Raw genomic sequence first — 25,865 nt, forward strand, 5'->3', positions numbered from 1 at the left:
CGTCTCAGCGGGGGATTTCGGCGTTGGTTGAAGCGCCAAGAGCTACGGAAAAGTCCCGGGCAACCTTCGCGGCCAGCACCCCCGCTTGATCCAAATGCCGTCCAAACCGCTGCTTGGGCGCGCTGACATTGAAGGCTGCAACGACGCGTTGCTTGAAGTCGTAGACGGGTGCCGAGACGCCCACTACGCCCAGTTCGAATTCTTCGTCCACCACCGCATAACCCTGCCGTCGGATGAGGTTGATCTCGGCGCGAAGGTCCTCGAACGTTTGGATCTTGGACGTGAGGTCCCCTGTTGACGGGCTTTGGCCCGCTTGAAGCGCCAAGGGCGAAAGGTCCTGCCGATCAGGCCGAACCCCGGCCTTGGCTTCGGCGGTATGCGTGTCATACCAATCCTTCAGGGCGGCGTCGTCCCAGTCGCTGACGAGTACCCTGCCGGCTGATGTGCTCCAGGCGTCCACGCTGACACCTTCCCAGCCCAGCGCCCTATAGGTGTGATTGGACATTTCACTCTTGAGGGTCAGGACGGTGCCGCCGCGCAGCACGCAAAGGTGCGTTGTTTCGTGAGTAGCCGCCGACACCCGCTTGAGGTATTGTGCCGATGCGCTGACCATACGAGCCTCGGTGGTCCGGGCAGCCAAGGCGTAGAGGCTGTGACCGAGAGTGTAGAGCAGGCTCTCCGGGTCCCTGCTGACCAAGCCCGCTTCCGCCAGTGTGGCAAGTGTCCGGGACACTTGGGCTTTGTCCCGCCCGGTGATCTCGGCAACCTTGTTTACTCCGAGCCCCCCTCCGGCCACGGCCTCCGGGGAGCCCAGGATCTCCAGCAGTTCCAAATCCCTGCGGAGGCCCGAGGAATTGCGCCTGGGGATGGGTGTTCCGTTCACGGCTGGCTCCTTGGTTGTTCCGATCACGCTCCGATCCTAACCGTTATGGCGTTGACATTTCAACAACATTCATTGCGCAAAAGGGAACGCCCCCTCTACGGTTGTGTCATGGCTCACGGAGATGTGGGCCCCGATCCTTACCCCCAATGAAGTGAAAAGGAGGATCACGTTGAACGACACCCTTCTGTCCGACCTTGGACAGTTCCTCGTCAAGAGATCGGCAGACATTGCCGAATCCGCCGCCCAGCACCTGGTGGTTGTCTTGGTTTCCCTGCTGATAGCAACGGTCATCGGTGTGGGGGTCGGTGTCCTTGTGTGGAACAAGCCCATCAGCCGCTCGATGGCCATCGCCGGGGCCGGTGTTGGCCTGACCATTCCGTCCATGGCGCTCCTGGCACTCCTTATCCCCGTGCTGGGCCTCGGCTGGACTCCCACCGTTGTGGGTCTGGCCTTCTACGCGCTGCTCCCCATCATCCGCAACACGGTGGTGGGGCTGCGCGAAGTACCGCCGGCAGTGTCCGAATCCGCATTGGGCATGGGGATGGGCACCGTGAAGACCCTGTTCCGGGTCCAGCTGCCCATGGCTTGGCCGGTAGTGCTCACCGGAGTCCGTGTTTCGGCCCAACTGTCCATGGGTATCGCAGCCATCGCTGCTTATGTGGGTGGTCCCGGTCTGGGCGAAATGATCTTCAAAGGCCTGTCGAGCCTGGGGTCCAAGAACGCCCTGAACTTCGCCGTCGTCGGAACCGTCGGTGTCATTGTCCTTGCCCTGCTGCTGGATGGCGCGTTCGTGCTCATCCGCCGCGTTACTACCTCAAGGGGACTTCGTGTCTGAATCAACAACCCCGGCCGCCGGCGCCCGGATCGTCCTCAAGGACGTCACCAAGACCTACCCCGGTCAGGTGATTCCCGCCGTCGAATCCTTCTCCATGGACATCGCACCAGGCGAACTGATCATGTTCGTTGGTCCGTCCGGCTGCGGCAAGACCACCACTATGAAGATGATCAACCGGATCATCGAACCGAGCTCGGGCTCCATCACCATCGACGGTGAGGACGTCCTGTCCCTGAACCCCAACGAGCTGCGCCGTCGGATCGGCTACGTCATCCAGCAGATCGGCCTGTTCCCGCATATGACCATCGCGGAGAACATCTCGGTGGTGCCCAAGCTCCTGGGCTGGGACAAGAAGCGCACGCGGGACCGCGTCGAAGAGCTGCTGGCCGTCGTCGAGCTTGACCCCAAAACGTTCGCCTCCCGCTACCCGCGCCAACTGTCCGGCGGGCAGCAACAGCGTGTTGGCGTTGCGCGGGCCTTGGCCGCGGATCCGCCCGTGATGCTCATGGACGAACCCTTCGGTGCCACGGATCCCATCACTCGGGAAAAGCTGCAAAGTGAATTCCTGCGCCTGCAGGAGAAACTGAGCAAGACCATCGTGTTCGTCACGCACGACTTCGATGAAGCGGTTCGGCTCGGCGACAGGATCGCGGTGCTGTCCGAACGAAGCCAGATCGAGCAGTTCGACACCCCCGCGAACATCCTGGCCAATCCCGCCAACGATTATGTGTCCCAGTTCGTAGGACACGGTGCCGCCCTAAAGCGGCTGGGACTCATCCCTGTGGGCCACGCGGCGCTGGGTCCGGCCGGGGGACAAACCGCCATGACCATAGGTGTGGACGACTCCCTGCGAGACGCGCTGGATGCCTTGGTGCTGTCCGGTGGCCTTCCCGTATCGGTCCTGGACCGGAACGGCAGTTCTGTGGGAACCATCGACATCGAACGAATCTCCGCTGTCCTCGGCGCCGAAATTCTCCCGCCAGCCCTTGCCGGGGGAGTGCGGCCATGACTGCGCAGGCAACGCGGGATCTGGCGACGTCCTTCGGCACCGCCTCAAACCGCAAAGGCAAGTACTTCTCCTTCAAACGGTTCGGAACACCGCTGATCATCGTGGGCGCATTGCTGGCATTGTTCCTCTGGATCTCCTCGCTGACGCTCGATTCCATTGAGTTGCGCACCCTGAACTGGGACTACCTTGCCGATCGGACCAGGGAACACCTCCTGCTGACCGTCACGGCGTCCGCGATCGTGTCCCTGATTGCCATCCCGGCAGGTATTGCCCTGAGCAGGGTGCATTCCAAGGCTGTCCACGCAGTGGTGTTCGGGATTGCCAACGTGGGGCAGGCAACACCCGCCATCGGCTTGGTGATCCTGCTGGCCATCGTGTGGAAGACAGGCTTCGAAGTGGCACTGGTAGGCCTGGTTGCCTACTCGGTCCTTCCTGTCCTCCGGAACACCCTGGTGGGACTCCAACAGGTTGACTCCAGCCTCACGGAAGCGGCCAAGGGCATGGGCATGCGTCCGCTGGAAGTGCTGGCCCGCATCGAGCTCCCTTTGGCCGTGCCGGTGATCATTGCCGGACTTCGGACCGCGCTGGTGTTCTGCGTCGGCGTCGCCACAGTGGCCACATTCATCAACGCCGGCGGCCTGGGCGACATGATCGTCAACGGCCTGAAACTCCAGCGCTGGCCCGTCCTCATCACCGGAGCCGTGGTGGTCTCCTGCATCGCCCTCACCATCGACTGGCTGGCAGGCCTCGCAGAGGACCTGCTCAAGCCCAAAGGCATCTGACTTTTCCTACTTTCGCAAGGACAACATCATGAAAAAACCCGCAATGACCCTCCTGGCCACCGGCGTGGCCGTGGCCCTCAGCCTCACAGCCTGCGGCGGCTCGGCCTCCTCCACGTCAAGCGGAGCCGGAAGCAACGAACTCGAAGGCCTCACCGGCGTGTTCGGTGCCAAGGACTTCTCCGAGCAGTTCATCCTGTCCCACATCACCAGCCAGGTCCTGAACGCCCACGGCGCAGACACCACCACCAACACCAGCGTGGTGGGCTCGGCCAACGTCCGCACGGCTTTCGAGACCGGCCAGTTCGCCGGCTACTGGGAGTACACCGGAACGTCCTGGATCACCTACAACAAGCAGACCACGCCTATCAAGGACAAAACGGAGATGTTCAAGGCCGTGAAGGATGCCGATGCCAAGAAGGGCATTGCCTGGCTGGACCCCGCACCGCTGAACAACACCTACGCATTCGCCGTTCGCGAGGATAAGGCCAAGGAACTCGGCATCAAGAGCCTCTCGGACGTGGCCAAGCTTCCCGCCAGCGAGCAGACCTTCTGCGTGGAGAGTGAGTTTTCAACCCGCGACGACGGCTGGCCGGGACTGCGCAAAGAGTACGGTCTGAGCCCCGACGCCAAGGTCTCCATGCTTGACACCGGCGTCATCTACACCGCCACCCAGAAGGGCCAGGACTGCAACTTCGGCGAAGTCTTCGAAACGGACGGCCGCATTCCCGCGCTGAAGCTTCAGGTCATGGAAGACGACAAGAACTTCTTCCCGATTTACCAAGGTGCCCTCACTGTCAAGGCCGACATCCTCGCCAAGTACCCGGCCATCACGGACATTATGGCCAAGGTCTCCCCGAAGCTCACCACCGAGGTCATGCAGCAGCTGAACGCCAAGGCTGACGTGGATGGCGAAGACCCGGAAGACATTGCCAAGGAATGGCTCGAATCCGAAGGACTGATCTGAAAATGACTGAACAGCTTCAAATCGGCGAGTCCTTCATTGGGGACGGCGTCAACGCAGCGCACGTCAACACCGTACTGGGACACCGGAGCGGCCCCGCTGGAACCGCGTGGGCCACGGCTTTGGCATCACCGAGTGCCGGCCACGTTCCGTTCGTCGCCGTCCTCCGGCCCTCGCTTCCCGTGAAGCCGCTGACGCTCTTCGTCACCAAGGCGGCGCCGTCCAACGACCAGCACGGCAACCTCATTTGGGGTGCAGCGCAGGCCGGCATCGCCGCAGGCGTGGCAGACGCTGTGGCCGACGGCATCCTCACGGACGAACAGGCCGATTCGCACGCGCTGATCGCCGCGGTGTGGGTGAACCCCAACGCCGACGACGACGACGCCGTCTACCGCAATAACCGTGAGTCAGTCCGGACTGCTTTGGAGAACGGGGTCAAGAACCTTCCCTCCACGGCAGAAGTGATCGAGGCACGCAACTCCCCGTCCAACCCCTTCTTCACCCCGCGAGGCTGACAGCAATGAAGATCACCGCAATCCGGCTGACCCGCATGGTCCTGCCCCTGGACCCGCCGTTCAACGCTGCTTGGGATCCTGAACCCCGCACATCATTCCCGGCAACTTTGGTGGAGGTGGAAACTGACGAAGGCATCACCGGCGTAGGCTCCGGCGACACGATGGATGGCTTCGAGGCCTATGAGCACCTGTTCATCGGGACCGACCCTATGGCCATCCTCAACCAGGTCCGCAGGATCGAAACCATCAACTTCCACGGCGGCCGCTACTGGCCACTCGAAGCGGCGCTGTGGGACATCATCGGCAAAGTTGCCGGACTCCCGGTAGCTACTCTCTTCGGCGGAGCCCAGGATCGCCTGGTGGCCTACGCTTCCTCCGGCGAACTGAAGGCGCCCGCAGCGAGGGCCGAGTCTGCACTCGCGGCGAAGGAGCGCGGCTTCAAAGCCATGAAGATCCGTATTTCCCGGGACCACCTGGACCAAGGCGTGGAGTCCGTCCGCGCTGCCAGGGAAGCCGTGGGCAAGGACTTCGACCTGATGGTGGACCTCAACCAGATGTGGCGCATGAGCGGCGACATCGAACCGGCCCTGGAACTTGCCAAAGTCCACCGACTCGCAGCCCAGCTGGCTGAACTGGATGTCCGCTGGCTCGAGGAACCACTTCCGCAGGCCGATATCAAGGGCGCACAGCGCGTGCGTGAGCAGACCGGCATCCAGGTCTCGGGAGGCGAGATGGTCCGCAGCATGCCGGAAATGATGGCCCTCATCGAAGCCGACGCCTACGACATCTACCAGCCCGACGTCGCCCTGGCAGTTGGCATGTACCGCGCCCGCCAAGTGGCCGAAACGGCAAACCTGAAGCACCGCTTCTTCACACCGCACACGTGGAGCAATGGTTTGGGCTTGCTGGCCAACCTGCACGTAGCCGCAGGCGTGGACGCGGGGCCATACTTGGAATTCCCCTATGACCCGCCGGGCTGGACCCCCGAGCGCCGCGACTTCTTCATGGAGCCCCTGGACATCGACGACGACGGTGCACTCCGCGTGCCCGACCTTCCGGGCCTGGGCGCCGTCATCGACTACGACGCCGTCAAGAAGTACTCGGTCTAAGGAGCCCGCCATGGCAACAACGAAGAACGACTGGATCGAGCGGGCGGCAGCCCAGCAGCCAGCCACGGGACTGTATATCGACGGCGGATTCCGCTCCGCGCGCAGCGGTGAAACATTCCCCACTGTCTCGCCGAGAGACGGCTCCATCACGGCTCACGTGGCGGCAGCGGGGGATCAGGACGTGGACGATGCCGTCCGGTCCGCGCACCGTACTTTCGAAAGCGGCGTGTGGTCGAGGACCGATCGCCGCCACCGGCAAACAGTCCTGACCAGGCTCTCGGACCTGATCCTGGAAAACCTCGAGGAACTCGCGCTCCTGGAGTCCACGGATGCCGGGCACCCCATCAGCGACGCACTCGCCGTTGACGTGCCCAGCTGCGCACGGACCTTCCGCTGGTACGCGGAAGCTCTGGACAAGGTCTACGACGACGTCGCACCCACTCCGCGCAACGCCCTCGCGGTCATTTCCCGCGAGGCACTCGGTGTGATCGGCGCAGTGGTTCCGTGGAACTATCCACTGATCATCACTGCCTGGAAAGTAGCTCCCGCCCTCGCCGCCGGAAACTCCGTGGTCCTCAAGCCCTCGGAGCAGACCAGCCTGACTGCGTTGCGCCTGGCCGAACTCGCCACTGAGGCGGGCGTGCCGGATGGCGTATTCAACGTCGTCCCCGGCCTCGGCCACGTTGCGGGTGCTGCCTTGGGGCGGCATGACCTCGTGGACAAGATCACCTTCACGGGCTCACCGGAGGTTGGGCGGTACTTCCAACGCTACGCCTCCGAATCCAATGGCAAGCAGGTGGCGCTGGAGCTCGGTGGCAAGTCGCCGCAGGTGGTTCTTCACGACGTCGGAGACATCGCAGCCTGCGCTTCGGCTGTGGCCTGGGGGATCTTCTACAACGCCGGGCAGACCTGCCACGGAGGTTCCCGACTCCTGGTGGACGAACGCGTCCACGACGAATTGATCGAAGAAGTCATCAAGGTGGGGCGCTCGCTGCAGCTCGGCGACCCGCTGGATCCTGCCACCCAGATCGGGGCGATTATTGATGACCGGCAGCTTGAGAGCATCCTCGGCTACTACGCCGTCGCAGAAGGCGAGGGCATCGCGGTGGCCAGCGGCGGCACCCAAGTCCACCCTGCCGGCGTCGAACATGGCTACTACCTGGAACCCACGGTCCTGGACCGGGTCAACAACGCCGGCCGCATCGGCCAGGAAGAGATCTTCGGGCCGGTACTGGCAGTATCGACGTTCCGTGGCGCTGCGGAGGGCATCCGGATGGCCAACGACACCAAGTACGGGCTGGCTGCCAGCGTGTGGACGCAGGACATCACCAAGGCGCACACAGCCGCGCGTGAACTCCGCGCCGGCACCGTCTGGGTGAACACCTTCGACGTCGCGGACATCATTACGCCCTTTGGCGGTTTTAAGGAATCCGGGTTCGGCAGGGACCGTTCCCTGCACGCCCTGGACGCCTACTCCGCACTGAAAACAACCTGGATCAACCTGGGCGACGCTGCCCTGGACGACTGAACCACCCAGCCTGAATTGAGACTCGATATGACTGCAACAACGCACGTTTCCGCCACGGAAACACAACCCCTCACGCCCGGAACCGCCCGCATCGGCTTCATCGGCCTCGGAAACATGGGCTCGGGCATGACGCGCAACCTCCAAGCCGCGGGCTTTCACCTGGTGGTCAACGATGTCCGCAAGGAATCCGCGGCCGCACTCCTAGCGAACGGAGCAGAGTGGGCGGAGGACGCAGCGGCAGTCGCCGCCGGCTCCGACGTCGTCATCACCATGCTCCCCACGCCCAAGCACGTGGAGACGGTGGCCATGGGGCCCGGCGGCATCCTTGCCGGGATGCCCGACGGCGGCACCTGGGTGGACATGTCCACCTCGGTTCCGGAGGTGGCCAACAGGGTTCGCGAGGCGGGCTCAGTACGCGGCATCCGCGTCCTGGACGCACCCGTCAGCGGCATGTCCGTAGGCGCTGCGAACGGCATGCTGCAGATCTTCGTCGGTGGCGAGCCTGCCGACGTCGAACGTCTTCGTCCCGTGTTCGAAGCTATGGGCGATCCTGAACGGATACTGCACGTGGGCGGCCATGGCGCCGGCTACGCGGTGAAGCTCATGATCAACCAGCTGTGGTTCTCGCACCTGGTGGCCACCGCGGAGGTCCTGAGCACAGGCGTCAAGGCGGGTGTGGACCTGGAAGTCCTGAGGCAGGCGCTCATCGCCAGCCCGGCGAACTCCAACTTCGTCCAAAACGATGTCCTGTCCATCCTCAACCACGGCGACTACGACGAAGGCTTCGCGATCGCCTTGGCCTGCAAAGACCTCGGCCTGTCCGTGGACCTGGCCCGTTCCGTTGGAGTTCCCATGGAGTTGTCCGGCTTGGTGGAGCAGCTCTACCGCCGGGCCAAGGCTCTTTACGGCGACAAGGCCGGGGAGATGACCCCGGTAAAACTTTACGAAGACGCTATCGGCATGCAGTTGCGGACGCCCGTGCAGGCCTCCGGCAGCGCCACGGAAGGAGCTTGACCATCATGCAGACACGTATGCAGATCCACGCTGAACTGGCCTCCACGGAGCTGACGCTGGATCCGAAGCCCACCGCCTACTTTGGGCGGGGCCGCGTGGTTGAGATTGGAGGGATTGTCGCTGCCCTCGGCGCGAAATCCGCCCTGATTGTCACGGACCCTTTCCTTGCCACCACAGACGTCGTAGCGGCCGTGCGGGAGTCCCTGGAAGCAGCCGGGCTCTCCGTCAGCGTGTTTGACGGCGTCACGCCCAACCCGACCACCACGTGCGTGGATGCGGGTTCGGACCAGGCCGCGGCATCCGGAGTCGATGTACTGGTGCCTGTTGGCGGGGGATCGTCCATGGACGCAGCAAAGGGCATCTCGCTGGGTGCCGTGAACCCGGCCCGGGGAGCGGGACTGGACTGCAGCAACCACTTTGAGAACCCGGCGCTGCCTATTGTTGCCGTGCCCACCACCGCCGGCACCGGTGCGGAGGTCAACGCGTTCGGGGTGGTCACGGACGTGGATGCACACCGAAAGTTCTACGTCGGCCACGAATCGGCGCTACCCAAGGCCGCGGTCCTGGATCCTGAGCTGACCCTTGGGCTGCCGCCGAAGGCTACCGCGGCCACCGGCATGGATGCGCTCACGCACGCCATTGAGTCCTACTTGTCTATCCGGCAGAACCCGTACTCGGACGGCATTGCCCTTCAGGTGGTCTCTATGGTGGCCGAGTTCCTGCCCCGCGCAGTGGCCGACGGCAGTGACATCGAGGCGCGTTCGCAGCTGCTCCTGGCCTCACACATTGCGGGCGTTGGCTTCTCCCACACCGGTCTGGGCCTGGTGCACGCCATCGCCCACCCGCTGGGCGGCCGTTTCAACATCCCGCATGGCCTGGCGCTGTGCCTGGTGATCGAGGACGTCCTTCGCCTCAACCTCCGCAACCGGCTTGACCGGACCGCGCGGCTCGCCTTCGCGCTGGGTGTCGGAGACACTGCGGCCACGGTCGAACAGAACGCGGATGCCGCCGTCGAGGCTGTTGCCACGCTGGCGCGGGAGGTGGGCATGACAGCCCGACTTACCGACTTCGGCGTGACTGAAGCCGACCTCGACTCCCTCGTGGAGGACACCTTGGCGGACTCGGTCATCAACAACACCCCGGTGCCGCCCACCGCCGTCGAAATCCGCACGATCCTCGAGAAAGCGCTCTAAGTGGAAAACACCTTGACTTTTGATACGTCCGCTCTGACAGGCGCCGAGCGGAAATTCGTCGAGTCCCTGCCCACGCAGCTTTACATCGACGGCCAGTGGACAGACGCGTCCGACGGCGGGACGTCCGTTGTTGAGGACCCCTCCACGGGCGCTGTGCTCACCAGGATCGCTGACGCGACTCCCGCTGACGGCCACCGTGCGTTGGAAGCTGCTGCCCGCGTCCAGGAATCCTGGGCGGCAACCCCGCCTCGCGAGCGTGGCGAGATTCTTCGCCGCGCCTTCGAGCTGGTCACGGCCCGGGCAGAGGACTTCGCACTGGCGATGACCCTCGAGATGGGCAAGCCGTTGGCCGAGTCCCGGGGCGAAGTGGCGTACGGTGCCGAGTTCCTGCGCTGGTTCTCCGAGGAAGCGGTGCGGGTTTCGGGCCGCTACTCCACGGCACCGGACGGCAAGTCCCGTCTGCTCGTGACCAAGCGCCCGGTGGGCCCGTGCCTGTTCATCACCCCGTGGAATTTCCCGTTGGCCATGGCCACGCGGAAGATCGCCCCGGCCATTGCCGCCGGCTGCACCATGGTCCTCAAACCGGCCAACCTTACTCCGTTGACGGCCTTGTTGTTCACTCGGGTCCTGGAGGAAGCAGGCCTTCCGGCGGGCGTCCTGAACGTCATTCCCACCACCCGCCCGGGCGACGTCACGGGGCCGCTCATCCGGGACAGTCGCCTCCGGAAGCTCTCGTTCACCGGATCAACCGGCGTGGGGCAGCAGCTCATCGCTGACTCTGCGCAGCAAGTGCTCCGGACTTCCATGGAACTGGGCGGCAACGCGCCGTTCCTGGTCTTCGAGGATGCGGACCTGGATGCAGCGATTGATGGCGCCATGGTGGCCAAGCTCCGGAACATGGGGGAGGCCTGCACAGCGGCGAACCGGTTCATTGTCCACGAATCGCTGGCTAGTGAGTTCAGCGAGCGTTTGGCGGAGCGGATGTCTTCTTTGGTGTTGGGGCGCGGGTCCGCGGATGGCACCAACATCGGGCCGCTCATTGATGCCAAGAGTCGCGCGAAGGTGGACGAACTGGTGACTGATGCCGTTGACTGCGGCGCGACAGTTTTGACTGGTGGGGCTCCATCGGACGGGGAGGGCTACTTCTACCCGCCCACCGTGCTGACGAACGTTCCCGCCTCAGCCCGGATCCTGCATGAGGAGGTGTTCGGTCCTGTGGCGCCCGTGGTCAGTTTCTCCACCGAGGATGAAGCGATCGCTTTGGCGAACGACACCGAGTACGGCCTGGTGGCCTACGCCTACACGCGGGACCTCAACCGCGGTATCCGGCTGTCCGAGAAAGTGGACGTGGGCATGTTCGGACTCAACACAGGCATCGTGTCCAACCCGGCGGCGCCGTTTGGCGGTGTGAAGCAATCCGGCCTTGGCCGCGAAGGTGGCACCGAGGGCATCGAGGAGTTCCTGGAGACCCGCTACATCGGTATCGCGGACCCCTCCTGATGCTTCGTTTACTTGTCACGGGCGGCACCAGCGGGATCGGTGCCGCCCTGGTCAGGGAGTCCCTGCAGGCCGGGCATTCGGTGTTCACCACGGGCCGTGACCCTGCGAAACTCGCAGCGTTCCTTGAGACATGCTCTGGCCTTGGTCATGTTGGTGGTGTGGTGGCAGATGCCGGCGACTGGGAGCAGACCCGGGATGCCGTTTCTGCAGCGCATGAGTTCCTTGGCGGCATCGACGTCGCCGTGGCAAACGCCGGGTTCTCCGCGGCCGGTGATCTCTCCGACGGCGACCCGGACCAATGGCGGCACATGGTCCTCACCAACGTCTACGGCCCCGCAATCCTGGCCAAGGCCGCCCTGCCGCAACTCCTGGAGAACCGTGGACACATGGTACTGATCGGCAGCACGGCAGGGAGGAAGGTATATCCCGGAAATCTGTACACCGCCACCAAATGGGCCGTGACCGGGTATGCGGAGTCACTTCGCCAACAGTTGGTGGGGACAGGAGTGCGGGTGCTCCACATCGCGCCGGGCCATGTAGACACCCCGCTGTGGAAAGAAGCACCGGATGCTCTCATCCCGCCCGAGTCCGTGGCTGGGACCATGCTGTGGGCTCTGACCCAGCCACCCGGCGTCGACGTTTCAGAAGTCATGGTCCGGGCGACCGGCCAGGCGTTCTAGCCCCGCCTCAGGCCGCGCCTTTTTCCCTCAACGGGCGTAAAATTGCCTCACTGATTGGCACTCGCTTTTTCTCTCTCCGGTAGGGAAGGAGGTGGAAAACATGGGACGCAGAATGGAAGGCTTCGTCCATGTGACCGAGCGGCTGCAGTCCGTTTTTGGACCGGCAACCCACGGCGATACGGACGGCCCTGTGGTGCACAAGCACGATGATTTCGAGACCGCTTCCGAGGCGGATCTGAAGAACTTCGACGTCGAGACCGACTCTGAGGGCCATCACTACGCAGTCCGGAACAATGATCCCGGGCCAACCAGCACCGACTACAGCCTTTAAAAAGGCGTGAGATGCCGAAGGGTCGGACCGCGAACTCCGGCCCTTCCTTACGTGCAGACCGGCACGGCACCTTGACCCTGATTCCCTTACCGTGCCACTGTTGAGCAACTAATCAGCATGCTTATTATGTGAGTAGTACGGTAAATGCTGGTCTACAGAGGGGGCCTTCCATGAGTTTCCAAGATGATGCAGCAAGCGTACCGAACAGCTCCGCCCGTCCGGATCGAGGTAGTTCCGAGCGCCGGAAACCAGTAACCCCGACGCCCTCGTCAGGCCACGACAGGCCAACCCGCACCGCCGCCCTGTGGGTGGCAGTAGCCGTTGGTTTGGTGGTCCTGGTGATGCTCATCGTGTTCTTCGTCCAAAACCAGGACATGATCACGGTCCGGTTCTTTGGGCTGGAGGGGACGCTCGCACTCGGCACCACGCTGTTCATAGCGGCTGTAGGTGGCGGCGTGCTGGTGGCGCTCGCAGGAGGCGCCCGCATCCTTCAGCTGAGGATGAGCAACCACCGCCGCAAAAAGGCCGTTGGTGGGCCGGGCGTGGCCCCTTAGACCTGTTAATTGCGGAAGGACCGGAGCGCTTGCTCCGGTCCTTCCGCAATTTAATCCCGACGGCGGCACTCCCTGACGATGTTAAGTCCGCCGGGGTGTTGTGTCGTCTTAGCCTTCGCAGTCAGTGCAGTAGGCGACGCCATCTTTTTCGCGTGCGATCTGCGAGCGGTGGCGGACCAGGAAGCAGGAGTGACAAGTGAACTCGTCGTTTGCCTGCGGAATGACCTGGATGACCAGTTCTTCGGCGACGATTTCGCCGCCGGGGCCGTTGGCGTCGAGGCCATCGGTTTCGTCCAGTTCAAGCACGACACTCTTGGCCGTGGGAGCGCTGGCGGACTGGAGAGCCTGGAGGGACTGCTCCTGGTTCTCTTTTACATCGGTACGGAGTTCGTCGTAATCGGCTGCCACTTTTTAATGCCTCTTCGTGTTAGGGGGTTACCGGGTATGCAACGTACAGCATGCCACGAAAATTCCATACCATACCCCAGTTCTACAGCTTGTGGCGAAAACCACGTGGGTGGCGGCCAAAAAAATCCGCCACCCACGGTCATTTCGCCTCTGTGTTACCGAAGTTCTATGTTCAGAGATTGGAAGTCGTCGGCCGCGTGTCGACCTACAAGCAGGCGGAACGTGCCCTGCTCAAACTGCCACCCGCCGTCGTAATGTGCAAACGCTTTGGCCGGGATGCGTATTTCCACACTCTCGGTGCCAGCGGGGGCGAGGTGCGCTCCCGCATAGCCAGCGAGCCAGCGGACCGGGCGTTCAACCGCGGATTCAGTGCGCTCGACGTAGACCTGCACCACTTCGCGGCCAGTGCGTGTGCCGGTGTTCTTGACCGGCACATGGACCACAAGATCCTTTCCTGCGGTCACCGCCTGGGGTGCGTGGGCTTTGCCGAATTCAAACGTTGTGTAGCCGAGCCCGAAGCCGAACGGCAGGGCAGGGGCTGCACCGCCTTCGGCTTGCTGCTTCAGCCAAGCACGGTAGCCGATGTGGATTCCCTCGGAGTAGACCACTTTGCCGTCTGTGGGCGTGGTGTTGAGGACGGGAACATCATCCAGTGCGGAAGGCCAGGTGGTGGGAAGGCGTCCACCCGGTTCCTCGACACCCAGCAGGATGTCTGCGACGGCGCTGCCGAACTCCTGGCCGCCGAACCAGCCCAGCAGGACCGCGTCAACCGTGTCCAGCCACGGCATCAGCACAGGCGAGCCCGAGTTCACAACAACCACCGTGCGGGGGTTGGCCGCCGCGACGGCCTTCACCAGCTGGTTCTGGTACCCGGGGAGATCCAGATCCTTGCGGTCGAATCCTTCAGACTCGATGGCCGCGTTGGTGCCCACAACAACGACGGCGACGTCGGAGGCCCGTGCGGCTTCCACAGCCGCGTCAATCTCGGCCTGCGGTTCCGCAACCACCGTTTCCTCGCCCAGCAGGATGGCGGTGAAAGGAATGACCTGTTCCTTGGGCAACTGGTACTCTGCCTCGATCCGAATGCTCTGGCCGGCCGTGGTGTCGATTGCATGGACGGTCTTGGGCGGATCGAACAGGGCGGCGCCCAGGACTTCGGTGTCGTCCTCAAGTTCGCTGTTGAAGACTTCCGTACCGTCCAGGACAAAGCGGATCCGGCCCACGGTGCCGACGCCCAGGTGGTGGACGCCTGCTGTTTCGGCAGTCCAGTCCGCTTCCATGCGGATGGAGGCCGCGCCGTCGGGAATTCCAATGCCGAACCAAATCAGGTGCGACGCCAAGCGGTCTTCGCCTGAGATCTCCGTGCCGTCTTCCGCCAGGAAAGTCACGCGGATTCCAGGCACATTGGAGACCGGGTTGTGCAGTGACGTTCGGGGGAACGCCTGGATACCCTCGGCAACCTTGGCGCCGCGCGCGTAGGTGACCTTGACGCCCTCGGGCAGTGCCTTCCGCAGCCCTTCCAGCGGTGAGACCGTGTACTTAGGCATCACTGTGGCGCTGCCGCCGCCTTGGGTGCGGGCTTCGTCGGCGTTGTGGCCGATCACAGCCACGCTGCCCAGCGCCTTGGCATCCAGCGGGAGGAGGCCCTTGTTGCGGACCAGCACGGCGCCGCGGACGGCAACTTCACGCGCGACGGCGGCACCGTTCAGTTCGGTGGGGAGGTGGGTCACTGCTGGTTCGAAACCTTCGAGTGAGCCCACCCTGGCAGCGAGCCGCAGGATACGGGTGACCTTCTCAAGGATAGCTTCGCGGCTAACGCGGCCTTCGTTGACGGCAGCGAGGAGCTTGGGTCCCCAGTGGCCTACCGGGCCGGGCATTTCGAGATCCTGATGGGCGTTGGCCGCGTCGATCGAGCGGACGCCGGTCCAGTCGGATACCACGACGCCGTCGAAGCCCCATTCGGTGGACAGCGGGGTTTCCAGCAGCTTGTTCTCGCTGGCCGTGGTGCCATTGATGGAGTTGTAAGAGCTCATCACCAGCCAGGCGCGGGCCCCGGTGATGGCGTCCTCGAAGGCTGCCAGGTAGAGCTCCCTCAGGGGGCGTTCGTCCACCACGGAGTCCGCGGTGAAACGCTCGGTTTCGGCTTCGTTGGCCAGGTAGTGCTTGGGCGTTGCACCAACACCCATGGACTGGACGCCGGCCACATATCCTGCGGCCATGGTAGCTGTGAGGCGCGGGTCCTCGCTCATGCACTCGAAGTGGCGGCCGCCCAGCGGGGAGCGGTGGAGATTGATGGTGGGCCCCAGGACGGCGTGGACGCCCTTGCGGCGGGCCTCTTGGCCCAGGACCTGGCCGTAGCGGCGCGCCGTTTCGACGCTCCAGGTCGCGGACAAAGCCGAGGACGACGGTAAGGAGACTGAGTCGTGGCGCTCATCAAAATCTTCACCGCGGACGCCGGCCGGACCATCGGACATGACCACGCGGGACAGGCCGATCTCCGGGATGGCGTGCGTGGACCAAACGTCCGCACCCGTCAGCAGTCGAACCTGCTGTTCGAGAGTCAGGCTTTGGGCGAGGTCGCGGATCTCGGCTTCCGCATCCTGAGTTCCTGCTGATGGGGCCGTGACGGCGGCTGAGAGTGTGGGATTCATTACTTGACTCCTTTGATACGGGTGACGAGGAGGGCTCCGATGATGCCGACAACGGCACCGCCGAGGAACAACGCGGGGTAGCCACCCAGGGCGATCACAGGGAAGGCGATAGCAGGCACCAGGGACTGAGGGAGGGCCTGGGCGATGTTGAAGACACCGAAGGTCTTGGCATTTTCTGACTGGTCGCTGGGCAGGAGGTCCGTAATGAGGGCTACGTCCACGGCGCTGAAGACTCCGAGGCCTAAGCCCAGGATCCCTTGGCCCACCAGCACCTGACCTGTGTTGGTGCTGGTAGCGATGACGACCAGGCCGCCCATCATGATCAGGGCGGAGATGATGACCATACTCTTGCGCTTACCAAGGCGATCGCTGATCCAGCCACCTGCGAGGCTGGTGATCACGGTGCCGGCTGAGCTCACCAAGGTTGCTTGGAACACCAAACTGGTGACCTGCGTTTCGGCGACGTGGAGGTGGTCCGTGAAGAAGTACGGCAGGTAGAGAAGGCCGGCGCAGTAGCCCACGTAGACCAGGAATTTGGTGACCCAAGCCCACCCCAGGCCCGGGTAATCCTTGGGGTTGAAATAGAAGGAACCCAGGATCTCCTTGAAGTTCAGCGGTGCCGGTTTCTCGGTGAGGACGCGGTCCTTGAAGGTGAAGGCAAAGGCAATGGCTATCGCCGTGCCCACGATCCCCGGGACTACCGCCATCTGCAAGGCGGTTTCGAACATCTGTGCAAAGAAGGCCGCTGCAACAAGGCCGATGGGCAACGTCATGCCGATCAGCCCGGAAAGGCGTCCGCGCTCCATTGGGCCGGCTTGGTCGGGAAGGGTTGCAACCAGAGCGGCCAAGCCGGCGTTGAAGCCCAGCTGTGCTACAACCCAAGCGATCAGAACCACTCCGACTTCCGTGGCCGAACCCAGCAGGAAGAGCGCTGCAAGGCCCACCAGGGAGCCGCCGACGATCCACGGCTTGCGCATGCCGAATCGTGACGTGGTGCGATCGCTGAGTCGGCCAAAGAACGGGTTGGCGAGCAAGGCAACAGCTGCTCCGACGCCAGCCACGAGGCTGAGTGCTCCAGCGCGCGTGTCCGGTGTGGTGATCTCCGAAATCTTGATGGCAAGGACTACCAATGCGGGGGCAAGGACAGCCATCCAGAGGCCGGCGCTCGCGATGGGCATACCGATGACATAGGCGCGGGAAGCGGCTTTAGGCGGGGTGCTTCGAAGCCCCGGGCTGACGGTTTCCGCGCCTGCCATCTGCTGATTGAGATTGAGGGCCACATTGCCTCCTGGTGAACGGGTGACCCACCGTTGGGTCTCGAAGAACGACTTTAGCCCTAAAAATCTAGTGTGACTAGGTTTTTGCGTAAAAAGTCGAGTGAAGCTAGGTTTTGGGATGGTGAAATACACTGAACGGATGTCTACGTCGAGTTCGAGGGCCCGGGGCCAGTACGCCAAGGGTGCGGAACGCCGTGAACAGATCATCCAAACGGCAACTGATGTTTTTGCCACTGAAGGCTTTGAAGGAACGGCCCTCAAGCGCGTAGCTGAACTTGTGGGAGTCAAGGAAGCCACGCTCTTCCACTACTTCAAGGGGAAGCAAGAGCTCCTCACTGCCGTGCTGGCGGAACGCGACCGGCGCTCCATTGCAGTCAGCGGCCAGGAGGACGTGGGGCTGAACCTGATGCCGCCTATCGCGGAACGGAACGAGCGCGAGCCCGGCCTCACCACCCTTTACGCAGTGGCATCGGCCACGGCCAACGATCCCGGGCACAACTCCCACAGCTATTTCAAAGAGCGCTACGAGACGGTGGTGCGGGACATTGCCGCTGACATCCAACGGCGCCAGGCCTTAGGGGAGGTGCGCACCGACGTCGACTCCGTGATGCTTGCGCGGCTAACGATTGCCGCGTTCGACGGCCTGCAACTCCAGTGGCTCTACGACAAGTCCGTGGACATGGCGGACGGGCTACGGCAACTCATTGACGTGCTTTTGGCGCCGGCAGCCAAGGAGGCATAGCTACCCGGGCTCCTCCTCGCTGCGCGAAGGGGCTTGCGACACGTCCTCAACGAATTCGAGTGCCACCAAACTAATGCAGGAAGGACCGGAGCGCTTGCTCCGGTCCTTCCGCTGTTAAGACTTGGTGGCTCTAGCGGCCAGTGCCGCCGTAAACGGTGGCCTCAGCGTCGCCGTCGAGCTCGAACGCATTGTGGATGGCGCGCACGGCATCATCCAAGGCGTCAGCGCTGGTGACCACGGAGATGCGGATTTCCGAGGTGGAGATCATGTCGATGTTGATGCCGGCGTCGGAGAGGGCCTTAAAGAACGTGGCCGAAACGCCCGGGTGCGAACGCATGCCCGCGCCGATGAGGGAGAGCTTGCCAACATGCTCGTTGTATTCGATGCTCTCGAAGCCGATCTGGCCTTCGGCAGCACGCAGGGCGGCAAGGGCGTCGGCGCCTTCCACGATGGGAAGGGTGAACGAAATGTCCGTGCGGCCGGTGCCGTGGGTGGACACGTTCTGGACGATCATGTCGATGTTCGAGTGCGCGTCTGCGATCACCTGGAAGATCGCGGCAGCCTTGCCGGGGATGTCCGGAACGCCCACAACGGTGACCTTGGCTTCGGACCGGTCGTGTGCAACGCCGGAGATGATTGGCTGCTCCAAGGCAACTCCCTCTTGAATGTTGAACTTTTCATCGGCGCCGGGGATGACCCAAGTGCCTTCGTGCTGGCTAAATGACGAGCGGACGTGCAGCGGCACGCCGAAGCGGCGGGCGTACTCCACACACCGCAGGTGCAGGATCTTGGCACCGGAAGCGGCCAACTCCAACATTTCCTCGCTGGAGATACGGTCGATCTTCTGGGCGGAGGTCACAACGCGGGGGTCGGCGGTGTAGATGCCGTCCACGTCCGTGTAGATTTCGCAGACATCAGCCTCAAGTGCGGCGGCCAACGCAACAGCGGTGGTGTCCGATCCGCCGCGACCCAAGGTGGTGATCTCGTTGGTGCTGCGGCTCATGCCCTGGAAACCTGCCACGATCGCAATGTGTCCCTTGTCCAGGGCTGTGCGGATGCGGTGGGGGTCGACGTCGATAATCCGGGCCTTGCCGTGGATGCCGTCGGTGATCATGCCGGCCTGGGAGCCGGTGAAGGACTGCGCGGAAGCGCCGAACTTGTTGATGGCCATGGCGAGCAAAGCCATGGAAATTCGCTCGCCGGCGGACAACAGCATGTCCATCTCACGGGCGGGAGCGGAGTCCGTGACCTGACCCGCAAGGTCCAGGAGTTCATCGGTGGTGTCGCCCATCGCGGAGACAACAACCACAACCTCGTTGCCGGCCTTCTGCGCATCCACGACGCGCTGAGCGACCCGTTTGATGCCGTCAGCATCTGCAACCGAGGAACCGCCGAACTTCTGAACGATCAGCTGCTTGGTAATCGCAGCCTCGTTGGAGAGCTCTTCGATCTTCACTTCGGTAGTGGGCATAGTCATGCGCGCACCCTCACTGCATCAATAGGGTTCGAACGCGGCATGCCAAATTCCAAATTTGAGCACGCCAGCGTAGCTTATTTGCCCAGTTTATCGCCGCGCGCAGGGCTGGTAGGAATTGTGACCACATAGCGGCCACGCACCATACATATGGTGAGTCGTCTCACCAACCTGACGTGGCCGGACCGCCTTTGAACGGGCCTACTATCTGCTGAGTGATCCACCCGCCGTAGAAGCCGCCTTGCTGGAATGTCACCTGCTCGCCGTTGATCTCGCAGGAATCCATATGTTGCGGGTAGAGGGCCACCCGGCTGCTGAGGGGCTCGAAACCCCTGGCCGGGTTCGCGTAAGTCCACCCGCCGCGGGATACGACAACACCGCCGGCAACGACGTCGAAATAGCTTGCCTCTCCCTTGAACTCGCAAAAACTCGTGCCGGCGTGAGGAACCAGCACGCCGGAAGGGAAGGCATCAAAGGGTAGGTAGTAGACGGGCGGGTGGCTTGTCTCCAGAACCCGCACAGCGTCAGTGGTGTCCACGATCACCTGACCCCCAAGCCGGACAACCACCCTTTCCGAGCGTGGTTCGATCCTCGGCGGACGTGGATAGTCCCACACCGACTCCTGTCCCTTCTTGGGTTTGATGGGCCGGGGGCGCCGAAAGACGCCAGAAACACTGCGACTGGAGACCATGTCCCATGGTGGCACGCTTGGCTGGGATCTCCCCGTGAAAGCCGGTGCATCGAAGCCTGGACCCCGGCGTATCGGTTGGGGCGTGCCCGGCGTACCATCCAACTCATGAGGTTTGTGAGCGGCGATGGCCGGTTTGCCTGACCATACGGGCGGTTCGGGTCCGGGATGGAACGAGCCCGAATATGAAGTCATCGGCGGCGGGATGATCGATGATCAGCCGTCCAAGGTGACCGACCGGAAACCAGGCACGGGGCCGCCGCTCGCCTCTGGAAATTTCTCAGTGACTGCCGGCGAGGCGTGGCGGAACACCCGGGAGTCCTTCACGTCATGGTGGTTCTGGCTGGCCTGCGCACTTGGGATTGCTCTCGCCTGGGGGATAGCCGCCGCCTTGGTGGCCTGGGCAGAATCCAGCGGGGGGTTTGAGGCCGGGGTCGCCAATGCTGTCCATTTATTGATGGCGGCATTTCTGGCACTCTCAGCGGCCGTGCTGGGCGCCGTGTGGGGCTTCCGGCATCCCAACGGAAGCGTCCCTTCACTGCTGCTTGCAGGAGCCATGCGCGGGGTGGCCTTGGCCGTGCCGGCTTGCGCTGTTCTGATGGTGGTGGGCTTCAACGTCGGCGGGCCGATCGCGCTGGCCGGTGCCGCCGTCGTCGTCATTGTCGTTGAAGTAGCCCTTTTCGGGCTGATCGGTGCTGGTTCACGGAGATGCTTCGCCAAGGTCATGCCGGCAGGGGTTTTGGCTGTGGTGCTGATGGCTTTCCTTTGCATAGGAAATGTGGCGGTCACGGTCCTGTTGCTGCCCGCGACCACAGGTACGGGTCAGGCATCCGTGCCGGTGAACGTGGAGCGGGACGACTCCGGAAGGATCACTGCCTATGAATGCGTTGGCAATCTTCGTCCGGTTGAGGTGGCGCACACGGATCGGGTTGCCTGGCTGGCCACCACCAACCCTGCCCTGCTCCTGGGCAGCGTGGGCGGGGAACTGGCGCCCACGGACAATCCGATTGGATGGATGTTGTCCGGACTGCAATGGGCCGCCGACGGTCCGTCACGCGAAGTCCCGTGCCTTGGCGGGGAATCAAGCGACGGCCTTGCTCCATCCATGCCTGTGGCGCTGACGGGCTTGGTACTGCAGGCAGCACTCGCCGCGCTGGCGATTATGTCGGGACGCTGGCTGGCTGACCGCCGGGCGGCGGCTAGTTCGGGTCCTGGCTGAGCTGCCTCCGAGCGTACTCAGAAATGACGACTCCCGAGCCGAACGCCGTCGTCGAAACCTCATTGAAGGCGCTGGGCTGGTAGGTGCCGGGCGCAAACAGCGGGATGCCGTCGCCAAAGAGCACCGGACTGCGTTTGAGCACAAGCCGGTCGATTTCACCCGCGAGCTGCGTTGCCAGTTGCCCGCCGCCACAAAGCCAAATCGACTGGCCGGGCTCGGACTTCAACCGGCGAACAACGTCTACCGGATCTTGATCCGTGACTTTCAGGTTCGGGTGCTCTCCGGGTATGTCCGACTCGGTCCGTGTCCGGGAAAACACCACTTGTTTGAGGTGCTGATACGGGCTTGTGATGCCCACCGGCAGTCCAACAGCGTAGGTGTTCCAGCCCATCACGACGGTGTCGAACATGGTCCCCGTGCGTTTGACGGTTGATGTTGTGATTGCGAGACTACAACAGCGCGTTGCGCCTGCCCTCGAACGCGCGGCCCAAGGTGACCTCGTCCGCGTACTCAAGGTCTCCACCCACGGGGAGGCCCGACGCCAGCCGTGTCACCGTGATCCCGATCGACTTGAGCATGCGGGCAAGGTACGTTGCCGTAGCTTCGCCCTCAAGGTTCGGGTCAGTGGCGATGATGATTTCCTGGATGGCGCCGTCGTTGAGGCGCGTGAGGAGTTCACGGATGCGCAACTGTTCCGGCCCGATGCCGGCGATGGGATTAATGGCCCCGCCCAGCACGTGATAGCGCCCGCGGAAGGACCGTGTGCGCTCGACGGCCAAGACGTCCTTGGACTCCTCAACGACGCAAATGACCGACGGATCACGACGCTGATCCCGGCAGATATTGCACGTTTCCTGCTCGGTCACGTTGAAACAGACAGTGCAGAACTTCACGCGTTCCTTGACCGTGGTGATAGCCGTGACAAGACGCTTCATGTCCTCGGGATCTGCCTCAAGGATATGGAACGCCAGGCGCTGCGCCGATTTAGGGCCCACACCGGGAAGCCGGCCGAGCTCATCAATCAGCTCTTGAACTGCACCTTCGTACACAATGTCCTCATTAGTTTGAAATCAGTGCTGGAGTCAGCGGGGTTGTAGGGGAGAACCGTCCAAGGCGCGCTCTTCAATCAGCTTTCCGCCCAGAATACGCTCCACCGCAGCCCGCCCAAAGACCCGGGATTCCTCGATGGTTTCATCTTCCGGACTGGGAATGTCCTCCGGGACTGACTCCGGCTTCGCCTGAGTCCGCACCGGGGCCTGCACACGGCCGGCCTGGGCTTCGGGGCTGTTCGTCAACCGCTGGTACAAGCTCTGCCGGCCATTTGGACTGCTCGACGGCGCACCCTCCTCAAGCGTCGCAACCGAACCATGCGACTCCTCGGGTTGCGTAGCCAAGGATGGCCAGGTTGCCGGTGCGTTGCTGGCAGCCGGGGCGCCGCTGGTTACCGGGACGCTGCCGGCCGTGTCGCTGCTGCCGGCAGGGTCGGGCATGGATTGCGTTCCCGGCCAGCTCGACGCCGGTGCGACGTCCCAGCTGGAGCTTGGGTTCTGTTCGGCATTGGTTGGGTGGCCGTAAGTTCCGGAGGGTGTTTCCGGGACCTGCGCCGCCGCCGGTTCATAGTCCGGGGCGTCCGTTGCGGGTGCGCTTTCTTCAGGAGAGTCGAGGGGTCGCTTGCCCACGTTGGACTCCGTGCCCACAACCCACGTCCCAGGAGCCTGCTCCACCGCGCGGGACCATGGATCGTCGGACCCGTTGATGCCCGCAGGGTTTGCCGCTGTGGAAGCGGTGGCAGAAGGGACGGCCTGGGCCGGCGCTGCTGATGCTCGCGGCGCCGTCGGTGACGGGCTCGAGGAAGGTGATCCGCTTGCCGGGGACTGGGCGGGGGCCGGCGTAGCCGGCTGTGAGCCCGTGCGGCCGTATCCCGACGGGGGTTCCCAATCCGCCGGAGGCTCTTCATCCAAAGGCGGGGCATCCTCGTCGAGCGGCGGACCCCAATCGTCGTCAGGGTACGAGTAATCCGTGGATGGCTCGGCGGGTGCCGAAGTGGCTGGCGCGGGGGCGGCGGGTGCGGGTGCTGCCGGCGATGCTGCCGCCGGGGCGGGTGCTGGCGCGGCCGGCGTCGGGGCAGCCGGGACTTCTGGCGCGGGTACTGCTGCTGGAGCTGGCGATGCTGCTGCCGCTGGTGCCAGCCCCCACGCAGAGTCGACCGCTGATACCGGGGCTGGTGCAGGAGCTGATTCAACAGGCGGCGAAGTGGGGTTCGCGGGGGTGCCTGCTGACGATGCAGCAGCCGGAGTTTCCCGGCTAGTAGGTGCTTTTGGGTTTGGCTCAGAGCTCGCTGAGCTGTTGCCGCCAGCCACGGCGACGATCTGGCAGTCGATGCCGATGGTCTTGTGGATCGCCTGGCGAAGGTTCTCGGAATGATCCGCGCGTCCAAACGCCCCTGCAAGGCCGCCTGTTGTGAAAGCCAAAGTCAGCACTTGGCCATCGAACTGGGCAACTTGGGCATTCGGTTCCACCAGTGCCCAGGTGCTGCGCTTGATCTTGGTCAAGGTCTGCAGGACGTCAGGCCATGCGCGACGCAGGGCCTCTACGTCGCCGCTGCCACCGGAAACCGAAGCTGCAGCAGCAGGCTGCGGAGTGGGGGCAGGTGGCTGCTGGGCTGCGGCGGGTGGCTGTTGGGCTGCCTGCGCCGGGGCTGTCGGCTGAACCTGCGGGGCAGCCTCCTGCGAGGGAGGAGGCGTAGGAGCTTGAACAGGCTGGGTTTGCTGTGGTGATGCCGACCCCGGCTGCGGCTGCGGCTGGCCTGGAGCGGCCGGGGATGCGGCAGCCTGGGGGGAGCGGCCGGCAGCCGGACGGTCCTCGACGGGCCAATCGTTGGTGGAGACTCGCGGTGCCGTGATGGCGTCGCGTGATCCTGCTTCAGCGGACGGCTCGGAAACCGCCGGAGCCGAAGCGGGCGTTGGCTGGGCATCGGCCGACGCAACAACAGCGGCCGCAGGGGCGGCAGCGGGCGTCGTCGGGGCTACCGGCGAAGCCGTTGGCGTAGTAGCTGCAGCCGCCGGTGGGGCGGCAGCAACAGCCGGAGCACCGCCGTCGCCCGTGTAATTCAGGCGACGTTCCACGCGGTCGATGCGGGCAGCGATGCCACGCTCCGTCTGTTCGGCGCTGGGCAGGAGGATGCGGGCACACAACAGCTCAAGGTGGAGACGCGGGGACGTGGCCCCGGTCATCTCGGTGAGCGCGGTATTTGTGACGTCCGCTGCCCGGGACAGCTCGGCTGCGCCCAAGTTGGTTGCCTGGTTGCGCATCCGAGCGATCTGATCGGCCGGCATGCCGCGAAGGATGGCCTGCGCGCTCTCGGGCATGGCCTGGACGATGATGAGGTCGCGGAAGCGTTCCAACAGGTCTTCGACGAAGCGCCGGGGGTCGTGACCGGTCTGGATGACTCGGTCCACCGCGCGGAATACGGTGGCAGCATCCGCGGCAGCCACGGCATCCACGATGTCGTCCAGCAAGGAAGCGTGCGTGTAACCGAGCAGCGCAACAGCGAGCTCGTAGTCCAAGCCGTTGGGTCCCGCGCCAGCCATGAGCTGGTCCAGGACGGACAGGGTGTCACGAACAGAACCGCCACCCGCGCGGATGACCAACGAAAGTACGCCGGGAGCGACAGGAACATTCTCCTGCTGGCAGAGCAGCTCAAGGTATTGCATCAGCGGCTCGGGCGGCACCAACCGGAAGGGATAGTGGTGCGTCCGCGAGCGGATGGTCCCGATGACCTTGTCCGGCTCGGTTGTGGCAAAGATGAACTTGATGTGTTCCGGCGGCTCTTCAACAATCTTGAGCAGCGCGTTGAAGCCGGCAGACGTGACCATGTGGGCCTCGTCAATGATGAAGATCTTGTAGCGGTCACGCACCGGGGCGAACGTTGCGCGCTCGCGGAGATCGCGGGCGTCGTCCACGCCACCGTGGCTGGCGGCGTCGATCTCTATGACATCAAGCGAGCCGGAGCCGCCGCGTGCAAGTTCGATGCAACTGGGGCATTTTCCGCAGGGGGTGTCAGTGGGGCCCTCGGCGCAGTTAAGGCAGCGGGCCAGAATGCGCGCAGAGGTGGTTTTGCCGCAACCGCGGGGGCCGGAGAAGAGGTAGGCGTGGTTCACACGGTTCTTGCGGAGCGCCGTCATCAGCGGCTCCGTGACGTGTTCCTGCCCGATAACGTCCGCGAAAGAGTCCGGGCGATACCTTCGATACAGGGCAGTTGTAACAGTCACAAGTGAAACCTACCTATAGAGACTGACATTTAAATAAGTGACCCCTCATGCACCCGCCAGAGCCCATCTACCCTTGCTACCTTCCGGTCCTGGGGGAGTTCAACAGGATGACGCCACATGAGGGGCCGTCGACAAGCTTACCCGAACTTGGGTTGGGGTTCGAATCGGCTCGAAGGGCTGTGGATAAGGCTCGACGGCGTTCGGCTGGCCTTCTCATTTTGTCGGGGCTGGCTGGTAATCG

General features: G+C 63.6%; 24 protein-coding genes and 1 other RNA gene. 15 read left to right on the plus strand and 10 right to left on the minus strand.

The genetic code is table 11. The features are described 5' to 3' along the window. Positions 1–4 precede the first annotated feature (4 nt). Complete coding sequence (locus ARUE_RS03065) at positions 5–910, minus strand: IclR family transcriptional regulator (protein ID WP_014920689.1); 906 nt, start codon at positions 908–910, stop codon at positions 5–7. Positions 911–1,004: 94 nt separating this feature from the next. On the opposite strand from ARUE_RS03065, the gene ARUE_RS03070 reads away from it, so the two are divergent. The 13 genes from ARUE_RS03070 to ARUE_RS03130 all read left to right on the plus strand — a co-directional run bounded on the left by ARUE_RS03070 (position 1,005) and on the right by ARUE_RS03130 (position 12,894). Beyond that, positions 1,005–1,718, plus strand: coding sequence for an ABC transporter permease (locus ARUE_RS03070; protein WP_011773397.1), 714 nt, complete (start codon positions 1,005–1,007; stop codon positions 1,716–1,718). Continuing rightward, positions 1,711–2,727 carry an ABC transporter ATP-binding protein gene (locus tag ARUE_RS03075; protein ID WP_011773398.1) on the plus strand — a complete coding sequence of 339 codons (1,017 nt, stop codon included), beginning with the start codon at positions 1,711–1,713 and terminating at the stop codon, positions 2,725–2,727. The genes ARUE_RS03070 and ARUE_RS03075 overlap by 8 nt, the downstream gene beginning before the upstream one ends. Next, positions 2,724–3,509: an ABC transporter permease gene (locus ARUE_RS03080; protein ID WP_011773399.1), complete on the plus strand. Its 786-nt coding sequence runs from the start codon at positions 2,724–2,726 to the stop codon at positions 3,507–3,509. Before ARUE_RS03075 ends, ARUE_RS03080 begins: the two co-directional genes overlap by 4 nt. A 28-nt stretch (positions 3,510–3,537) precedes the next feature. Further along, positions 3,538–4,473 (plus strand): glycine betaine ABC transporter substrate-binding protein, encoded by a 936-nt coding sequence (locus ARUE_RS03085; protein WP_011773400.1) that lies wholly within the window; start codon positions 3,538–3,540, stop codon positions 4,471–4,473. A 2-nt stretch (positions 4,474–4,475) separates the two neighbouring features. Further along, positions 4,476–4,985 carry a formaldehyde-activating enzyme gene (gene fae, locus ARUE_RS03090; RefSeq protein WP_014920690.1) on the plus strand — a complete coding sequence of 170 codons (510 nt, stop codon included), beginning with the start codon at positions 4,476–4,478 and terminating at the stop codon, positions 4,983–4,985. Between the two features lie 5 nt (positions 4,986–4,990). After that, entirely contained in the window at positions 4,991–6,094 is a 1,104-nt protein-coding gene (locus ARUE_RS03095; RefSeq protein WP_011773402.1) for a mandelate racemase/muconate lactonizing enzyme family protein, read from the plus strand. Positions 6,095–6,104: 10 nt separating this feature from the next. Continuing rightward, on the plus strand, positions 6,105–7,622 hold the full coding sequence (locus ARUE_RS03100; RefSeq protein ID WP_011773403.1) for an aldehyde dehydrogenase: 1,518 nt from the start codon (positions 6,105–6,107) through the stop codon (positions 7,620–7,622). 27 nt (positions 7,623–7,649) lie between these two features. Then, on the plus strand, positions 7,650–8,636 hold the full coding sequence (locus ARUE_RS03105) for an NAD(P)-dependent oxidoreductase (RefSeq protein WP_014920691.1): 987 nt from the start codon (positions 7,650–7,652) through the stop codon (positions 8,634–8,636). A gap of 5 nt (positions 8,637–8,641) precedes the next feature. Next, positions 8,642–9,829 carry an iron-containing alcohol dehydrogenase family protein gene (locus ARUE_RS03110; protein ID WP_051025047.1) on the plus strand — a complete coding sequence of 396 codons (1,188 nt, stop codon included), beginning with the start codon at positions 8,642–8,644 and terminating at the stop codon, positions 9,827–9,829. A gap of 12 nt (positions 9,830–9,841) precedes the next feature. Further along, the gene (locus ARUE_RS03115) at positions 9,842–11,329 is read left to right on the plus strand and encodes an NAD-dependent succinate-semialdehyde dehydrogenase (RefSeq protein ID WP_502691430.1); all 1,488 of its coding nucleotides are present in this window, start codon (positions 9,842–9,844) and stop codon (positions 11,327–11,329) included. After that, entirely contained in the window at positions 11,329–12,009 is a 681-nt protein-coding gene (locus ARUE_RS03120) for an SDR family oxidoreductase (RefSeq protein ID WP_014920694.1), read from the plus strand. Before ARUE_RS03115 ends, ARUE_RS03120 begins: the two co-directional genes overlap by 1 nt. 100 nt (positions 12,010–12,109) lie before the next feature. Then, on the plus strand, positions 12,110–12,340 hold the full coding sequence (locus ARUE_RS03125; protein WP_011773408.1) for a hypothetical protein: 231 nt from the start codon (positions 12,110–12,112) through the stop codon (positions 12,338–12,340). A 170-nt stretch (positions 12,341–12,510) separates the two neighbouring features. Next, positions 12,511–12,894, plus strand: a complete 384-nt coding sequence (locus ARUE_RS03130; RefSeq protein WP_011773409.1) for a LapA family protein — start codon at positions 12,511–12,513, stop codon at positions 12,892–12,894. Positions 12,895–13,002: 108 nt separating this feature from the next. On the opposite strand, the gene ARUE_RS03135 is transcribed toward ARUE_RS03130, so the two are convergent. From ARUE_RS03135 to ARUE_RS03145, 3 genes are all read right to left on the minus strand, one after another. After that, entirely contained in the window at positions 13,003–13,302 is a 300-nt protein-coding gene (locus ARUE_RS03135) for a DUF4193 domain-containing protein (RefSeq protein ID WP_011773410.1), read from the minus strand. Positions 13,303–13,457: 155 nt separating this feature from the next. Beyond that, entirely contained in the window at positions 13,458–15,953 is a 2,496-nt protein-coding gene (locus tag ARUE_RS03140) for a beta-glucosidase family protein (RefSeq protein WP_014920696.1), read from the minus strand. Next, positions 15,953–17,233 (minus strand): MFS transporter, encoded by a 1,281-nt coding sequence (locus tag ARUE_RS03145; RefSeq protein WP_286140244.1) that lies wholly within the window; start codon positions 17,231–17,233, stop codon positions 15,953–15,955. The genes ARUE_RS03140 and ARUE_RS03145 overlap by 1 nt, the downstream gene beginning before the upstream one ends. A gap of 136 nt (positions 17,234–17,369) precedes the next feature. On the opposite strand from ARUE_RS03145, the gene ARUE_RS03150 reads away from it, so the two are divergent. Continuing rightward, positions 17,370–17,972 (plus strand): TetR/AcrR family transcriptional regulator, encoded by a 603-nt coding sequence (locus tag ARUE_RS03150; RefSeq protein WP_143711600.1) that lies wholly within the window; start codon positions 17,370–17,372, stop codon positions 17,970–17,972. A gap of 130 nt (positions 17,973–18,102) precedes the next feature. Here ARUE_RS03150 and ARUE_RS03155 read toward each other — a convergent pair whose 3' ends face one another. Then, positions 18,103–19,449: an aspartate kinase gene (locus tag ARUE_RS03155; protein WP_011773413.1), complete on the minus strand. Its 1,347-nt coding sequence runs from the start codon at positions 19,447–19,449 to the stop codon at positions 18,103–18,105. Between the two features lie 160 nt (positions 19,450–19,609). Beyond that, a complete protein-coding gene (locus tag ARUE_RS03160; RefSeq protein WP_238324493.1) occupies positions 19,610–20,137 on the minus strand; it encodes a DUF427 domain-containing protein in 528 nt (175 codons plus the stop codon). Positions 20,138–20,261: 124 nt separating this feature from the next. On the opposite strand from ARUE_RS03160, the gene ARUE_RS03165 reads away from it, so the two are divergent. Beyond that, positions 20,262–21,353 (plus strand): DUF4349 domain-containing protein, encoded by a 1,092-nt coding sequence (locus tag ARUE_RS03165; RefSeq protein ID WP_286140245.1) that lies wholly within the window; start codon positions 20,262–20,264, stop codon positions 21,351–21,353. Here the strand turns inward: ARUE_RS03165 and ARUE_RS03170 are convergent. The 4 genes from ARUE_RS03170 to ffs form a co-directional block, all read right to left on the minus strand. Continuing rightward, entirely contained in the window at positions 21,334–21,762 is a 429-nt protein-coding gene (locus ARUE_RS03170; protein WP_014920702.1) for a dihydrofolate reductase family protein, read from the minus strand. The two genes, ARUE_RS03165 and ARUE_RS03170, sit on opposite strands and share 20 nt — an antisense overlap. Before the next feature lie 40 nt (positions 21,763–21,802). Continuing rightward, positions 21,803–22,402: a recombination mediator RecR gene (recR, locus tag ARUE_RS03175; RefSeq protein ID WP_011773417.1), complete on the minus strand. Its 600-nt coding sequence runs from the start codon at positions 22,400–22,402 to the stop codon at positions 21,803–21,805. A gap of 33 nt (positions 22,403–22,435) precedes the next feature. Then, complete coding sequence (locus ARUE_RS03180) at positions 22,436–25,624, minus strand: DNA polymerase III subunit gamma and tau (RefSeq protein ID WP_081589109.1); 3,189 nt, start codon at positions 25,622–25,624, stop codon at positions 22,436–22,438. A 33-nt stretch (positions 25,625–25,657) separates the two neighbouring features. After that, positions 25,658–25,754: signal recognition particle sRNA small type (ffs, locus tag ARUE_RS23555), an RNA gene on the minus strand. Between the last annotated feature and the right edge of the window lie 111 nt (positions 25,755–25,865).

Origin of the sequence: Arthrobacter sp. Rue61a (genome assembly GCF_000294695.2) — a bacterium.
Taxonomy (GTDB): domain Bacteria; phylum Actinomycetota; class Actinomycetes; order Actinomycetales; family Micrococcaceae; genus Arthrobacter; species Arthrobacter aurescens_A.

Coding starts and splice junctions, on each gene's coding strand:
- ARUE_RS03070 (WP_011773397.1), top strand. CDS start 1,005: ATGTGGGCCCCGATCCTTACCCCCAATGAAGTGAAAAGGAGGATCACG.
- ARUE_RS03080 (WP_011773399.1), top strand. CDS start 2,724: ATGACTGCGCAGGCAACGCGGGATCTGGCGACGTCCTTCGGCACCGCC.
- ARUE_RS03085 (WP_011773400.1), top strand. CDS start 3,538: ATGAAAAAACCCGCAATGACCCTCCTGGCCACCGGCGTGGCCGTGGCC.
- fae (WP_014920690.1), top strand. CDS start 4,476: ATGACTGAACAGCTTCAAATCGGCGAGTCCTTCATTGGGGACGGCGTC.
- ARUE_RS03095 (WP_011773402.1), top strand. CDS start 4,991: ATGAAGATCACCGCAATCCGGCTGACCCGCATGGTCCTGCCCCTGGAC.
- ARUE_RS03100 (WP_011773403.1), top strand. CDS start 6,105: ATGGCAACAACGAAGAACGACTGGATCGAGCGGGCGGCAGCCCAGCAG.
- ARUE_RS03105 (WP_014920691.1), top strand. CDS start 7,650: ATGACTGCAACAACGCACGTTTCCGCCACGGAAACACAACCCCTCACG.
- ARUE_RS03110 (WP_051025047.1), top strand. CDS start 8,642: ATGCAGACACGTATGCAGATCCACGCTGAACTGGCCTCCACGGAGCTG.
- ARUE_RS03120 (WP_014920694.1), top strand. CDS start 11,329: ATGCTTCGTTTACTTGTCACGGGCGGCACCAGCGGGATCGGTGCCGCC.
- ARUE_RS03125 (WP_011773408.1), top strand. CDS start 12,110: ATGGGACGCAGAATGGAAGGCTTCGTCCATGTGACCGAGCGGCTGCAG.
- ARUE_RS03130 (WP_011773409.1), top strand. CDS start 12,511: ATGAGTTTCCAAGATGATGCAGCAAGCGTACCGAACAGCTCCGCCCGT.
- ARUE_RS03140 (WP_014920696.1), bottom strand. CDS start 15,953: ATGAATCCCACACTCTCAGCCGCCGTCACGGCCCCATCAGCAGGAACT.
- ARUE_RS03150 (WP_143711600.1), top strand. CDS start 17,370: ATGTCTACGTCGAGTTCGAGGGCCCGGGGCCAGTACGCCAAGGGTGCG.
- ARUE_RS03155 (WP_011773413.1), bottom strand. CDS start 19,449: ATGACTATGCCCACTACCGAAGTGAAGATCGAAGAGCTCTCCAACGAG.
- ARUE_RS03160 (WP_238324493.1), bottom strand. CDS start 20,137: ATGGTCTCCAGTCGCAGTGTTTCTGGCGTCTTTCGGCGCCCCCGGCCC.
- ARUE_RS03165 (WP_286140245.1), top strand. CDS start 20,262: ATGGCCGGTTTGCCTGACCATACGGGCGGTTCGGGTCCGGGATGGAAC.
- ARUE_RS03170 (WP_014920702.1), bottom strand. CDS start 21,762: ATGTTCGACACCGTCGTGATGGGCTGGAACACCTACGCTGTTGGACTG.